The sequence below is a fragment of the Paenibacillus sp. FSL P4-0127 genome (assembly GCF_038007325.1).
GTDB lineage: Bacteria > Bacillota > Bacilli > Paenibacillales > Paenibacillaceae > Fontibacillus > Fontibacillus macerans.
On sequence record NZ_JBBOWY010000001.1, the window covers coordinates 5,226,553 to 5,241,296 of the forward strand.

At 51.3% G+C, this 14,744-nt stretch carries 10 protein-coding genes; 2 read left to right on the forward strand and 8 right to left on the reverse strand.

All coding sequences use genetic code 11. From position 1 onward, the window contains the following. Positions 1-7: 7 nt before the first annotated feature. The 7 genes from NYE74_RS23375 to NYE74_RS23405 all read right to left on the reverse strand — a co-directional run bounded on the left by NYE74_RS23375 (position 8) and on the right by NYE74_RS23405 (position 10,111). The gene (locus tag NYE74_RS23375) at positions 8-1,474 is read right to left on the reverse strand and encodes a sulfatase family protein (RefSeq protein ID WP_036623976.1); all 1,467 of its coding nucleotides are present in this window, start codon (positions 1,472-1,474) and stop codon (positions 8-10) included. A 255-nt stretch (positions 1,475-1,729) separates the two neighbouring features. Next, positions 1,730-3,193: a sulfatase gene (locus NYE74_RS23380; RefSeq protein ID WP_036623977.1), complete on the reverse strand. Its 1,464-nt coding sequence runs from the start codon at positions 3,191-3,193 to the stop codon at positions 1,730-1,732. Between the two features lie 27 nt (positions 3,194-3,220). Then, positions 3,221-4,072, reverse strand: a complete 852-nt coding sequence (locus NYE74_RS23385; protein WP_213509999.1) for a carbohydrate ABC transporter permease — start codon at positions 4,070-4,072, stop codon at positions 3,221-3,223. A 37-nt stretch (positions 4,073-4,109) separates the two neighbouring features. After that, positions 4,110-5,000: a carbohydrate ABC transporter permease gene (locus tag NYE74_RS23390; RefSeq protein WP_051985538.1), complete on the reverse strand. Its 891-nt coding sequence runs from the start codon at positions 4,998-5,000 to the stop codon at positions 4,110-4,112. A 51-nt stretch (positions 5,001-5,051) separates the two neighbouring features. Next, positions 5,052-6,368, reverse strand: coding sequence for an ABC transporter substrate-binding protein (locus NYE74_RS23395; RefSeq protein WP_036623978.1), 1,317 nt, complete (start codon positions 6,366-6,368; stop codon positions 5,052-5,054). A gap of 202 nt (positions 6,369-6,570) precedes the next feature. After that, on the reverse strand, positions 6,571-8,889 hold the full coding sequence (locus NYE74_RS23400) for a helix-turn-helix transcriptional regulator (protein WP_316561211.1): 2,319 nt from the start codon (positions 8,887-8,889) through the stop codon (positions 6,571-6,573). Positions 8,890-9,079: 190 nt separating this feature from the next. Then, a complete protein-coding gene (locus NYE74_RS23405; RefSeq protein WP_036623980.1) occupies positions 9,080-10,111 on the reverse strand; it encodes a hypothetical protein in 1,032 nt (343 codons plus the stop codon). A gap of 246 nt (positions 10,112-10,357) precedes the next feature. On the opposite strand from NYE74_RS23405, the gene NYE74_RS23410 reads away from it, so the two are divergent. Together NYE74_RS23410 and NYE74_RS23415 are read left to right on the forward strand one after the other, a co-directional pair. Continuing rightward, positions 10,358-10,897 carry an RNA polymerase sigma factor gene (locus NYE74_RS23410; protein ID WP_155620183.1) on the forward strand — a complete coding sequence of 180 codons (540 nt, stop codon included), beginning with the start codon at positions 10,358-10,360 and terminating at the stop codon, positions 10,895-10,897. Beyond that, complete coding sequence (locus NYE74_RS23415) at positions 10,884-11,987, forward strand: DUF4179 domain-containing protein (protein WP_036623982.1); 1,104 nt, start codon at positions 10,884-10,886, stop codon at positions 11,985-11,987. Before NYE74_RS23410 ends, NYE74_RS23415 begins: the two co-directional genes overlap by 14 nt. A gap of 74 nt (positions 11,988-12,061) precedes the next feature. Here NYE74_RS23415 and NYE74_RS23420 read toward each other — a convergent pair whose 3' ends face one another. Beyond that, on the reverse strand, positions 12,062-14,527 hold the full coding sequence (locus tag NYE74_RS23420) for a family 43 glycosylhydrolase (RefSeq protein ID WP_316561210.1): 2,466 nt from the start codon (positions 14,525-14,527) through the stop codon (positions 12,062-12,064). Positions 14,528-14,744: the final 217 nt, after the last annotated feature.

Sequence of the window (14,744 nt, forward strand, 5' to 3'; positions counted from 1 at the left end):
CTCCAGCCTACCCCTGCCGAAATTCCCGCGGATGCCGCTTCTTCAGTTCGGGTATGGCGTCGGCGCGGCCCGTTTGTTCCAAATGCTTGACATAATACGGAAGGTGGCCTTTCGCATGATAAGGGCCGCCTTCTTGAATGACGGTCCATAACGGATCGACGTCGTAAGTCATGGATGCCATCATCTCGTCATGCCAATCGTTTAGCCGATAGACGGCCTGCATGCAGACATCCGAATGCTCAGCTGCCACGTCCTGCTGCTCGAACGGATCCGACTTCAGGTTATACAGCATTTCTTTTGGGAACAAATGATAACCGTCGTGATACGTCCTCATGTACAGCCAATCCCCGAAGCGCACGCTGCGTTGGCAGACATGAACGCATTGGGACAAGACCAGATAATCCCTTCCGCAGTCCGTTCCCGCGGTTAAAGCGGGCGCATAACTCCGGCCGTCCCAGGTCGGGGAAGGTTTCTTGCCAAGCAGTTCGGCTATGGTCGGCAAAAAGTCCAGATGATAGTGCAGTCCTTCGTCGACGTTCGGCCGGGTAACGCCCGGCCAGCAAATGATCATCGGGATTCGGCATGTGCCTTGATCCGCCGTGGCATGTTCGCCGTAAATGCCGAGTTGTCCCTGATTTTCGCCGTGATCCGCGGAGATGATGATAACTAGTTCCTCCAGCACGCCCTTGCGGCCGAGCGCGTCGATAAGCTGGCCGATGTGTGAATCCACGTAGCGGATTCCGCAGTCATAGCCGTCGATCATTTGCCGCAAGCCTTCCATGTCGAGAAACTCGCCGGGTTGGCGCGGCCATTTGGGGTTCGTCCGATTGTCGAACATGTTGATTTCCCGCGGGCTATGCGGACCGACTTTCCTCAGGTGACGTTCCAGCATCTCCTCCGTCATCCACTCGGGCAGCGGTTCACCGGCGAACGGGTTCCCAAATTCCTCCGGTGCCCGGTAAGGGGTATGGGGGTCCCAATAATTTACATACAGAAACCAATTGTCGTCCTGCGAATTGCGGTCGATCCAATCCAGTACGCTTGGCGTTACTTCCTCCGCCGATTCCATGCCGCTTTGGCCCGAATTGTGGATTTCCGAGAAACCCGCATAGAAGGTCCATTGCGAATGTCTTTCTCCGAAAGGGCTGAACAGCACGGTCTTCATGCCCGCTGACCGCAGGAATCCCGGAAGGCTTTCGGTCGTCAGCAAATCGCGGAATTGCCGGGGCTCCCCTTCTCGCCGGAAGTCCGCCGCCGTTCCCCCATGGCCCACGAGTCCCGAATGGATACCGAAACGGCCGGACATGAACGCGGCGCGGGAAGGCGCACACGGAGCGTCGGACGTGTAATAATTGGTGAACCGGACGCCTTGTTTCGCGATGCGGTCGATATTCGGGGATGTATTTCTGGGGTACCCGTAGCATCCCAAATGGTCGGGCGACGTCGAATCGAGATCCAAAAACAAGATGCGCATCTTTTAGCTCGCTCCTTCATCCATGGATTTTATATATGTTGAACTAATCATTGTACGGAATGGGGCAGCCGTGTGAAATGTTCTTACGATCGCTGTTGTTCGCGGATTTCTTTTATTAAGTAGATTCAGATACTGTAGAAATCCGCTCACAAAGGCGACCACTGCCGTTTCTTCAGAATCATTTCACACTTTTGCCTAACCCCCGACTTTTTTTAGTTCAACTTATTTAGATAATAAATGATGGTGGCGCTTGATCTATAAACCTAGCCGTACATACTGCTCGGGCGGGGCTTCGTTCGCTTCCATGTTCCGCTTCAACAACTGAATCATCGCTCGTTCCAAAGCCTCGTCCTGAATCGTGTGCTCCTGCCGGGGGTCCTGCTGCAAATCGAACAACAGAGTGCCGAACGCATGGGCCCGATTGTAGAGACCGACACCTTGGACTTTCAGCGTTGGGACGCCCTTCGTGAACGTAAACGGCGGATGGAGTTCCGAGCCGCGAAGTTCCTCCACGGAGAAGCGGCTGCGCATATGTGTGGGCATCAACGTATAGTTGTATAGCGGCATGTTCGATTCGGTCATCGGCGCGCGCATATAGACATAACGCCCGTCCGTCACGTTCACATGCCCGCCGTGCATGCCGAAGATCGCGGAATCGCGGACAGGCCGATCGCTGGCGATCGTGGCTTCGAGGTCTTTCCCTTGCATGTCCTTCGGCACGTGGGCCCCGAAGTAGCGGAGCAGCGTCGGCGCCAAATCGATCGTCTGCACAAGACTTTGCCTGCGCTCGCCCTGCTTCCCGCTGCGGGGATCCCAGATGAACATCGGCATATGCGCGATCTCATCGTAATAAGGCATCACCGATTTGGCCCACCAATCGTGCTCGCCCAGCAGAAACCCGTGATCAGTATTCACGATCAGCAAGGTGTCCTGCCACATGTCAAACTCATCCATGACATCCAGCACTTTCCCCAAGTAGTGGTCGCACATGCTGAGCAGCGCCGCGTATTCGTACCGCAGATGCTCCACTTCCTCCCTTGTCTCGGTAACCGGCCCGTACGGCGGCCAATCGAAATGCTTGCCCGCGTAATCGTGGGGATAGAGGTCGCGGTATTTTTGCGGAGCATAAAACGGCTCGTGCGGATCGAACGTTTCGATCTGCAGGAACCAGCGATCCTCGTTCCGGTTCGTCCGTATGAATTCCAACCCGTTTTCCATCGTACGCGCTTGCGGAAAATCCTGCTCTTCGCGAATGTATTTACGGTTGATCCAGTCATGGCGGACGAGCCGGCCCATCGCCTTCATCCCGATCGATTCGGGGTGTTCCGGGTCGGCGACCTCCCCTTTCCAGGGATCGCCTTCCTGGCCGCGAATCAACTCGCACGAGCTATACCGGGTATGATAAGTCGCGCCGCCGTCCTCCCAGTAATGCTGGTGATCGGTGACGAGATGGGTGTATACGCCGTTTTCGCTCAATAGTTCGGGCATCGAGTCGTCGAAAGGCTCGATCGGCCCCCAGCTGCGATGCAGGAAATTATGACGTCCCGTATGGAGTTCCCGCCGCGCGGGCATGCAAGGCATGCTCCCCACGTAGGCATGATCGAAAACGACGGTTTTCTCGGCCAACCTTTTGAAGTTTGGCGCGTGGACCCAATCGCATCCATAAGGGGGCAGCATGTGCCGATTTAACGTATCGAACATCAGCATGATTGCTTTCATCACATTTACCTCGCTTTCTTTCGTAATTTAACCTTTGACGCCGGACGAGACGATGCTGCCGACGAACTGTTTCTGGAACAACAGGAAGGCGACGAGCATCGGCAACGACACCAGCACGGTGGCGGCCATCAGCAAGTTGTATTGGATCGTAAACTCTCCTTTGAACAGCGATAACGCCAATTGGATGGTCCGCATCGATTCCGTGTTCGTGAAGATCAGCGGCTGGAAGAATTCATTCCAGACGGAAACGATTTTCAAAATGCCGAGTGTCGCCATCAATGGACCGCTTAACGGCAAGAAAATTCTCAGATAAGTTCCGAAATAACCCAACCCGTCCATATAACCCGCCTCATCCAAGTCTTTTGGAAACCCCGAGAAAAATTGTCTGGCCATAAAGATGCCGATCGACCCGGACAAAGCGGGAATGATCAAAGCGTAATACGTGTTCAGCCAGCCCGTTCCGCCCTGGCCCCAAATGTCGTTATGGCCGAACAGCGGAATGCTTTTCATAATGATGAACTGCGGAACCACAATCGACTGCGCGGGCACCATCATCCCGGCCAGCAAGCACACGAAGATGATCGTGCTGCCCCGAAAGCGGATTCTGGCAAACGTATACCCCGCTAGCGTGTTGAATAAGAGACTGCCGGCCGTCACGACCAGGGTGACGATCAAGGAATTTTTGAAATAAAGCCCCCATTTCCCGCTCTCCATCGCTTTCAGATAATTTTCGAAATGCCAATCGCGGGGCAGCAGGGAGAACGCTCCCGAAATGAGTTCATCGTTCCCCTTCAGCGAAGTAAAAATCATGACCACAACGGGAAATAAATTGAGCAGTGTAATCACGATCAAAAATACGTAGACTAGAATCTTTGCCATGCCGAGCTTCTTCAACGGTCTCTCTCCCTTCTTCCGTTCAGCTATCCAGCGTTTTCGTTCCGACTCGGTAGTTGATCAAAGTAATGACCAGCGTAATGACGAGCAAGAAAATGGAGAGCGCCGAAGCATATCCCATTTCATACTGCGCGAAAGAGGTATCCACAATGCTGTTGACGATCGTATTCGTCGCGTTCAGCGGCCCGCCTTTGGTCATCACGTAAACGTAATCGAAGACTTGGAACGAGCGGATCGTCGCGGTCACGAAAATGAAAAACGTCATCGGATTCAAGAGCGGCACGGTGATCCGGAAAAAAATGCGCAGTTTCGAAGCCCCGTCGATGCTGGCCGCCTCGTACAATTCCTGCGAGATCGATTGCAGACCCGCCAAGTATACGATCAACGCGTATCCGGTCCCGACCCAGATGCCGAGAATACTGATCGACATCAAGGCGTACTGCGCATCCCCCAGCCAATTGACCGGATTCAGATGCAGCCCCTTTAGCACCGCATTAAACGGACCGCTCTGAAAGTCATACAAGTAGAGCCATGTCATGGATACCGCGACCCCGGAGATGACGCTCGGCAAATACAACCCCGCACGGAAAAAAGAAAGCCCTTTAATTTTCGAATTCAACAAAACGGCCAGAACCAAACCGAGCGCCATCTGCGGCAGGACCGACACGATCCAAAACACAAACGTATTTTTGACGGCGCCCATAAACAATTGATCTTCCAGCATCCGTTCGTAATTGGACAACCCCACCCAATGGCCGGGGGACAAGATGCTGTAGTTGGTGAAACTTAAATAGATGACGCATAAAAGGGGAACAAAAATAAAAATGAAGTAGATAAGCACGTTTGGCAATATCAATAGATAGGGCGTTAGTTTTCTTCTCCAGGTCGCGTTCATGCGTTTTCCCCTTTCCATAAAGGCCCCCTGAGCATAACAGCAGCACATAGGGGCCCCGGAATTCGCTTTTTACTTTTTGGCGCTTTCTTGCCGGGCCGCTTCCGCGGCATCCTCCATCGCTTGCTCCGGCGATTTTTTCCCGAAGTAGGCTTCTTCCAAGCCGATCCGCAGGTACTTGACGATCGTATTCCAGTTGGCCGAAGGCAAATAGCTGCTGGCGTCGTTCATCGATTCAAAAATAACTTCATTAGCTGGATCCAGTTTCACGAACTCGTCTTGGAGCGATTTCAGCGGCGGGATGTAGCCGGATGCTTTGGAGAACGGCAGCATTTCTTCCGGCGAGAACATAAATTTCAGGAATTCCCAAGCTTCTTGCGGGTGTTCGGTTTTCTTGGCCATGGTCATGAACGTTCCCAGCATCAGCGAGGTTTGCTCGCCGTTTGGCCCTTTCGGCGGCAGGGAATACCCGAGATTCTCCGCGCCGATCGACTTGCTTAACTGCGTCAATGAATAGGAGCTGGCAAAAGACATGGCCGCCAAATTGTTTTGGAACAAGGTTCCCGTTACGTTCACATCCGTCTGAAACACGATATCTTTATCTTTCACGAGATCCATGACCTGCTCCAGAACCTTAATCGACTCCGGCGAATCGAATGTCGGATTGCCTTTCTCGTCATACAAGTTCAAACCGTTAAGCAGCAGCAGGCTTAAGTACGATTGTTCCGAGTTCGCGTTGTTGACGGTGCTCGTCGTAATATCGAGTCCGGAGCGCACGGCTTTTCCGTTCTCTTTCTTGGCCAGCTTCTTGGCGAATTCAAACAATTCGGCATAAGTCTTTGGCGGTTGTTCGGGATCAAGTCCTGCTTCCCGGAAATAGTCCTTTCTCCAAACAAACGGACGGATCTCGGGAATCAGCAGGCCGTACAGTCCGCCGTTCCATTCCCCGGCTTTCAGGATGTCCGGAAAGAAATCGTCTTTGCCGGACCAACTGTCATTTTGGATCAAGGTGTTCAAATCCATATAATTGCCCTGGTCGACCGTCGAGATCAATTGGCCGAATCCGAGCCCGTGGACGTCCGGCTGAATGCCGCCGGCGTAGGCCACCGATAATTTTTGGAAGTAATCGGAGAAAGGGATGGTCGTGATTTCCACCTTAATGTTCTCGTGCGTTTTCTCGAAGTCGGCGCCGATTTGCTTATACACCGCGTCGAGTTCCGGCGTATTGATCGGTACCCATACCTTTAGCGTCACCTGCTCCCCCGCGGTGTTTCCCCCTTTGCTTCCGCTTGTTTCCGCGTTTCCGCCGCCAGACGAACACGCGGAAACCAACAGGACGAGCGTGGCCATGAATAACGATAGAAAAGCTTTTCCCCTTTTTTGCAACATCGGATCTTCCCCCCGATTTTAAATTTGATCCGCCGATCGAAGCGGCTGATCTTGGCTTTGAATATAATCTGCCCGAATCAAAAAAAATAGCGTGCATTTTTGATCCGATGATCATCATTTGCACGCCAGCCCAAATGGTCTTTTTTCGGCGGATGAACCTTTTTTGAACGATGAATGATTTTTGCTAGTAGAGGTTGTCTCACTAGTAGACCTTGCCCGCATCCAAGCGCTTTACGGTCTCGCGGGTTTTGCTTTCCCGGTATTGGCCCGGCGTTACGCCGACGTTTTTTTTGAAGATGCGAATGAAACTTTGGGTGTTTATATACCCGACTTTCTCTCCGATCCGCTGTACCGTCTCCGGCGAATCCGTCAACATTTGTTTGGCCCGTTCGATCCGTAAATCAATCAAATAGTCCATGAAATTTTTGCCCGTGCTTTTTTTGAACAGCCGGCTTAAATACGCGATACTCAGCTGCAATTCGGCAGCGATGCCGCCAAGCGAAATCTCCCGGTCGTAATTGGCGTTCACGTATTCAAGCACATGCGGCATTAATCCGGTGTGATCGGCACGCTCCTCTTCCATGGTTTCAAGCCAATAGGACAGTTTGCTCCTGAACCAGGCCACGGCTTCCTCAATGCTTTCGATGCGCTGCATGGCCAAATGCATCTCCGCGAATACTTTTTCGACCTGCAGCTTCGAGCCCATCTCCATTAACGCATAGGCGGCCGACATCACGAAATCGATCAATAACTGTTGAACAAACATCATCGGATAACCGTCCAAAGACTCCAAAAACAACTTCGTCCGCTCCAGCTCTTCATCGATTTGCCGGATATCGTTGCTTTTGACGGCTTGAAGCAAGGCGTCTTTCCGCCCCCGCGAGACTTCGAGCATATCCGCAAAAAACGGGGTTTCATCGTCTTGATCCCAGCACTTCAGCACGTGACAGCCGCCGCCATATCTTTTACTTTCCATAAAATTGCCGACCCGATTCCAGCTATCCGGAATATGCCGAACATCTTGGACCGGATGGCCGATAACGGCGGTAATGGTAATTTTCAAGTAACTGTTGATTTGGTCGACGATTGAATGGATTGCGCTTTCAAGTTGGGCTTTGAAAACTTCTTCCTCCATAGGAACGAAGGCGTTGGCGATCATGACGATATCCCGGCTTTCGGTATTCCACATCAAAACTTTGAAGGACTGACCGCCCATCTCTTCAGCCATTTTATAAGCAAAAAAGCGCAGCAAGCTTTGATCCGCCTTGTTATAAGTCTGCAGAAAGTCGTAATATTTATCGATGCGAAACAAAATAACCGAGAACAGGGAAGTGGAAAACGTGAATCCGAGTTGCGCCATCTGTTCTTGAATATCCGGCCATTCCCCCCGATCGTGATGAAGCAGCCGATAACAAAGGGCTTTTTTCAAGATCGGGATGTTTTTCTGATACATCCATTCGATATTTTCCCGGTGATCCTTCAAAGCGGCTACGCTGTTAATCAGCACGTTAAGGGAGAAACTTCTGCCGTTCTTGACGCCCGTAACGTTCGAGCTCCCAACGACTTCTTGAATCGTGCGTATTTTTCCGAAGACACTGCGCATCAGGGTGAACGTATAGAAAATTAACAGGATAAACAGAAGGAAAAACGCGAGCCACAGGGCGGAACCGAAATAGATCCCATTCGTTACGCTTCCCTCGGGAACCGCATAAACAAAATTCCATCCCGATAACCGGGCAGGCAAAACATCGTAAAAGTAATTTTTGCCGTCCAAAGAAATGGAGTCGGAAGCGCCTGGCTCGAACCGGGGGACGCTGGCCATGGCCTCCTGATCGAGTTGCCCCGTACTTAACGAAAATAATAAATGCGAGGGCGACTCCAGCCACATCTTTTCCTGCTGGCCGCTCTGAAACGGATTTTGGAACAGTGACTGGCTGTTTAAATTGATTTTGATAAAACCGATCGGCTCCGCCGCAATATTGGGAATGCTGCGCAGGATATGCACAGCCGGAGGAGACGAGGAGGCAGCCGCAGCAGTGTCATCTATTCTCCAATTAGCGCCCTTTATGATGTCCGCTCTGCTCGCCGACCATTCCTCATCGCTCATCAGCGGGATATTGACGATTTGGCCATGGTTGTAACGAAACGCCTGATCGCGCGTGTAGATATCGATGGAGATCATACAGCAAAAATCGGCGCCGCTATTGATGATGTCGGTGAGGCTGATGTCCCCGCCTCGTTCCGTACCCTTTAATATATTCATCAATTTCTTGTTATTGGATAGATCGACGGACTTCTTGTCCACATCTTGAAATAAATTATTATAGTAATTCTTGAAAAGTGTCTCCGATTTTTTGCTTAAATCCTCCAGCCTGGCCTTTTGCTGAAGGTGATTGTAAGCGCTGTTAAAAATGACAAAACCTAAAGCGGCCAGCACAACCAACAGGCCCAGCGCGGCGGATAAACGATAGAACAAAGACCGGTATTTATCGTTAAAAAGAAGCTCCATCAAACTTTTCATGATCCCGTGCCCCCCGTTGTCGATGGATAATGTGACAAATCTGTGTCTTTACTTTATTCATCATACCACATTTGTACCGGACGGGAAGGTGAGTGGCGCCATATCTATGGAAAAAGCCTGCAATTTATTTGCAGGCTCAAATTGATCGAGAAAAAATGAGAATTCAATGCGGCGGTCGGCGCTAGCTAGTCTAGTCCACCCAGTACAGTTCTCCCTTGGAATTATACGAAACCTTGACCGACGGCGCGCCGCTTTTGGTAAAGACCGCATTGCCTGGCTCATTCGCAACCTTGGTCAGCTTGTAGCCGGATAGATCCATCCCCAGCCATTTTTTAATTTGGGGAACGGCTGTCTTTTTAAGTTTATCCATGTTTGCATTTTTCAGAGTTTGCATGACTTTATTGATTTGCGCCTCGCTCTTGTTGGCAGGTTTGTCCTCAAGAAACCCCAAATAAAGTCCTGTTGGTTTATTGGTCTTTTTGTCGATATTCACACTAACCGGGTATTTGGAGGTCGGTGTCCCAAAACGCAGTTCATATTGGACGGCATTCGGTTCGGTAATCAGGAATGCTTGGGTCAGCGCCTCCGTTTTTTTGACGTGATCCACCTTCGCGATGACGGCTTTGGCGGATTTGACCGCTGCCTCAGGGACATCTTGTATCTTCAGGATTTCCAGAGCCATACTCAATTTTCCGTCCAGCACATTTATTGTGGTGTTCTGAACCTCCGCCGTCATTTGAAGCTTATTTTTGAGCTTCGGATCGGTATCATTGTAGTCCATTCTCAGCCTCACGTGTTCCGCCTGTGCCGAGCCTCCGGAAATTACGGTATCCAGCGCTTTTTGCATAGCTTCCTGATGGGAAGCGCTCAGGTCGCTCCATTTCATTTTTACACTGATACTATCGATCTCTCCGTTCTTGTTGAAGGTCACCTCGCCTCCTTCCGCTCCCTGAACATCCAGGATCCAACCGGCAGGGAAGCTCACGGCCTTACCCAATGTAAGTGATTTCCCCGTCAGTTCCTCCAGCTTCTTTTCAGCCTTTTGAATAGAGGGCGAACTCAATGATGTACCTGCGGCGAAAGCCGGGTTGCTTGAAGAATCCATCCGTGCGCTCGCCTGAACTTCCGCTTGCTGCACGCATGCAGCAAGCGTCCCTGCCAATACCGTTATTCCCACGGCTTTCATGATAGTGCTATACTTAGATGCTCCAGTTCTGTTCATACAATGCTCCTCCTAAATCGTAAGTAAGGTGTCGAATTAATGTTACATAGAGTTAGATCACCTTTTTTCCGGGAACGTTACATCCTTATTCAATTTATTTTCATAAGTCCGTCAATATCTTGGCCCTCTTTAGTTTATTGCTTCCTTATATGTACTTGATAGTACGGCATTTTTAAAAATTTAGTATGTAACGTTTATCTTCCGCAATGTCATCTAACTAATATAAACCGAAAGGAGGTTGCCGTTTTGAAACTCGAATCCGATGTCATCAAGGCCCAGGCCGGAGACCGGCATGCTTTCGTTCTGCTCATGCGCAGCATCGAGACGGACATGTACGGAATGGCTTACAGCATTCTTCAAAATGACGACGATTGTGCCGACGCCTTGCAAGAGACGATGATCCAGGCCTACCAATCCTTATCTTCATTGCGCGAGCCCAAATTTTTTAAAACCTGGATTTTTCGGATATTGATTAACAAGTGCAATCAGATGCACCGCAAAAGAAAAGCAACCGTAGATATGGCTTCCTTACATTACGAGCCTTCCGTATCAGGGGATGAATATGGGCAGGTTGAATTGCGGCAAGTTGTGGACCAGCTCGATGAGTCTATGAGGGTTGTAGTAACGTTGCGTTACTTCCAGGACATGCAGATCAGAGAAATCTCGGACTGTCTCGACATTTCCGAGAGTGCGGTCAAAACCCGGCTGCACCGTGCACGTAAGGCATTGATCAATATGCTCCAATATTCCGGGGAAGGGAAGGCGAAGTTAAATGAAAGCTATTGATTTGAACAAGCAATTGGCTATGGAAATGTCGAAAATGGGGGGGGAACGTAAAATACCCGAGCAAGTGAGACAACGACTGGAAGAGACCTACACCAGTATAGAGTTGGGTTTACCGTTGATGGAAACAACCGCTGATTTGAAACGCCGGAAAAACACGAATCATCCGTGGCGCAGATTTTCGGTCGCGGCCGCCTCAGCAGTTGTATTAAGTGCCAGTATCCTTGGAACGGCCTTTGTTTCACCCGCCATGGCCCAATCGCTGAAGCAAGTGCCGGGAATGGGACACGTATTTAACCTGATCGGTGATTTAGGGCTTCAAACGGCCGACGAGAAAGGCATCCTGCAAGCCTCACGAGCCGAAGCGAGTCAGGATCGTCTGAAATTGAAAATCTCCGGAATTGTCTTTGACGGTGCGCGTTTGTCCATGGCCTTGGAGCGTGAAGGAGATGCCGGTGCCAGCGAGCCGCTGAGTGCCCAGCTTGCAAAAACCGAGTTGTTTGTTGACGGGAAACCGTTGGAAGCCGAACCCGGGAGTTTAGGAGGACCTATTGGTTCAGCGAACGCTACCGTGATGAATTTCACCGATATGAAGGACTTACCCGATCAATTTGAACTGACAGTCAACCTGTATTTGCAGGGGAATGAAAAACCGTTTCAACTGGTTACGCCCGTTGTCAAAACAGCCGGCCAGAACGTCGTACTGAAGCCGGAAGCCCAATCCGAAAATAAGATCCTTCGCTTCCGCGTCGATCAAGTGGAGATCACTCCATCCACCGTTGCCGTTGAAACGACCTATACCCAGCTGGTTGACAAGCTGCCGGATAAGTACTTGGACCCCGCCACATCCGCTCAAACCTTTGACTATGACGTAACGGATGGCCAGGGACATGCGCTGGAGTTCATCAGCGGCAAAGGAGAGACCCTGGAAGCCAACCAACCGAAGGGCCTTAGGACTTTGTTTACTCCTTTTGAGAAAGTTCCGGACACGATTGTCATCAAACCTTACGTTTTTCAGTACAGTTCGGATGGAGGAATTCAAAAGGAATACCTGCCTGAGCTTGAGTTAAGCCTTCCGGTGGATAGGAAGTAATCTGGCGCCAGCAGTAAAAAAGGACTGCCCGTCTGTGGGCAGTCCTCTGCAGTTTATTTGCAGGCTCTTTGTCATCATTGTGACACCGAAATGTTATCGAAATGCGCATGCTTGTTTAAGGTTCTAACCCCGATTTTACCGTGCGTGAACGGATTCAAGCTGGTGTCGGTGTAGTCGATCTTTGGACTTGCCATATCTCCCGCAAACACTTTGATGTTCGTGCCGCTAACGACAACTTTTATATGATGCCAGGTATTCGTGGAATACGACTGCGCGGAGCCGGCGAGGAACTTCCAGTTATAATTCATTTTGCCCAGGTTTACTCCGCTTGTCGTTAAATAGACGTAGTATCCTTGAAGGGCATCCAAATTATTCTGGCCTCTTTCGGTGCCATGCGAAGGATTGGACACTCGAACGAGCAGCCCTGCGTCGCCCCCGGAATCGATCATCTTGAGATCGGCCTCCACCGTATAATCCGCCCATCCCGCGTCTCCGAACACGGCTTTGGCCGGCCCCGATCCGCCTGAACTGTACTCCCCGTTCTCCACCGCCCATGTGCCTTCGAAGCGGGTCCACCCGTTGTCATTGCCATCATCGAAATGATCGCTTGTCGCCGGGACGGTAGCACGTTTATGGAACGTCATCCGCGAAAAATCCGCTTCCCCGGTGACAAACTCCACTTTCAGCTCCCGCTCTCCGGCGTTAAGATACACCCTTTTCTTCGTGACGATCCGCCAGTTCTCCCAGTCTCCCGTATTCGGCACACCGATCAGGCCTGTTAAATCCGTGGCACCGTCCCACACGCGGATTTGCACGCCGTCCATCGTCGTGGCCATGCGGAAGTCGATATCATAATATCCGCTCGCCGCCACATTCACTTTATATTTGTACCATTCTCCGGTTTGATTCCAGCCTAAATTGAACAGCCCTTCGCTGTTCAGGCGGATGTCGCCGGCATCGGACCGGTAAGCGCCGCCTATGTTATTGCCCGTCGTGTCGTGATAGGCGATTCCCTCGCCGCCTTTCATATAATGCACCGCTTCGATTGTGCCTGGAACCGGTTTATAAGCGTCCCAGGCGCTGCTACCGTTGACGTCGTTGCTAAAAGCGACAAAGCCGAAATCCGCATGCGTATCTTCCGTCATCACGCCGATTTTGCCTGCTCCCAAATTAGCGGTTCGCGTCCCTTTATGCATGCCGTCCACAAAATACTTAAACGTGGATCCGGACTTTTCGACACGAATGCTGTGCCATTTTGAATAATCGAAGCCGGCCGGCAGAGAGAACGTCTGCCAAGCTTGATCCACACCGCCGATGCGGAAAAACGTCTCCAGCCGGTTATTTTTCGAGCTGAGCAGCGCGACGCCGTAATTGTTCTCATCCGTATAGGAAAAGACAGCGCCGAATTTCGGATTGGCGGAGGTCCCCCGGTTCATTTCCTTCATGTTGAATTCGGCCGTATAATCCGCCGCGCTGGCCGCCGCTGTCACTTGTTTGTACCAGGTTGTATTGCCGAGCGCATTTTGCCACATTAACTGCTGATTATAAATGCCCCAATTGCCGCCGCCCACATTGGTCCAATTGCTCCCGATCGCGGAGCGGTCAAAATAGTCGTAGAAATCCGGCATTTCCGGATCGCGCTGCGGCGTCGTCGTGGGGCCAAGCACCATCATCCTGTCATTGTTCCAAACGATCCGGTCCATGTTCAAATGGCGCAGCGGTCCGACAATGCCCGGCCCCTCCAAATTATGATAAAGCATATAATGCGTATCCAAATCCGGGCCGACGGTCACCGTATTATGGCCGAGCCCCACCGTCAGTCCCTCCGTGCTGATTAAAGCGGGATTGAGGCCGTCAGCAACATAACCTGATCTCGGCCCCGACGTGCTCACCGCGTAGTCCACCCGGTACCCTTTGCTGAACACATGGTTTCCGGTATAAGTCATATAGTATTTTCCGTTGCGTTTAAAAACCGTTGCTCCCTCCGTCCATCCCCCCATCCCGACCCTTGTTGACGCACTTGCCCCGATCGTGGTCGGACTGCTCATCGGCGCGGCGTCGATACGGCCTGGAGCGGCATGGTAAAAACTGAACGAACCGTCATCATCAATAAAGACATGGCCGTCGATCGATTTCCCGAGATTGCCGGTGACAACTTGAAACGGTCCGGTAGGACTTGTGCTGCTCAGCACATAATGGCCGTTCCCGGCGGGCGAGGTGTACATATAAAACGTTCCGTTCCAGTAAATGACCTCAGGCGCGTATGCCCCGTGCGTAATCGGGTCCGTCGCAGCCAGTCCGCGATAGTTCCAGTTCACCAGGTCCCGGGAGCTCCAAACTTTTACCCCGTCGTCCGTATCTCTCGTACTCACATACAAGTAGTAATAGCCGTTAAATTTCAGAACATAGGGATCCCCCAGCCCATACTGCCCCCATTCATCCGGCAAGGTTCGCGGATTTTGATAGGCTGATGCCGCGAACGGAACCGCCGCAAGAGACAGGATGACGATCAGCGTGAACAGCCATCGATACGTTCTCACCACATGATAACCTCCTCATCTTCGCAAATGAATGCCTGACATTGCAGAGTGGCCTTGTGCTGTAAACGCTTAATTATATGAAGCAGGAGGAGCCCTTAATCCTCATGAGCAGAAGCACCGAGGACTTCTGCTCTTTCTAAACTTTGGACGCTGCTCTAACGGACTCCAGCGACCTTATTCGCCTATTTCCCGGGTATTTCCCAGCCTAACGGACCAC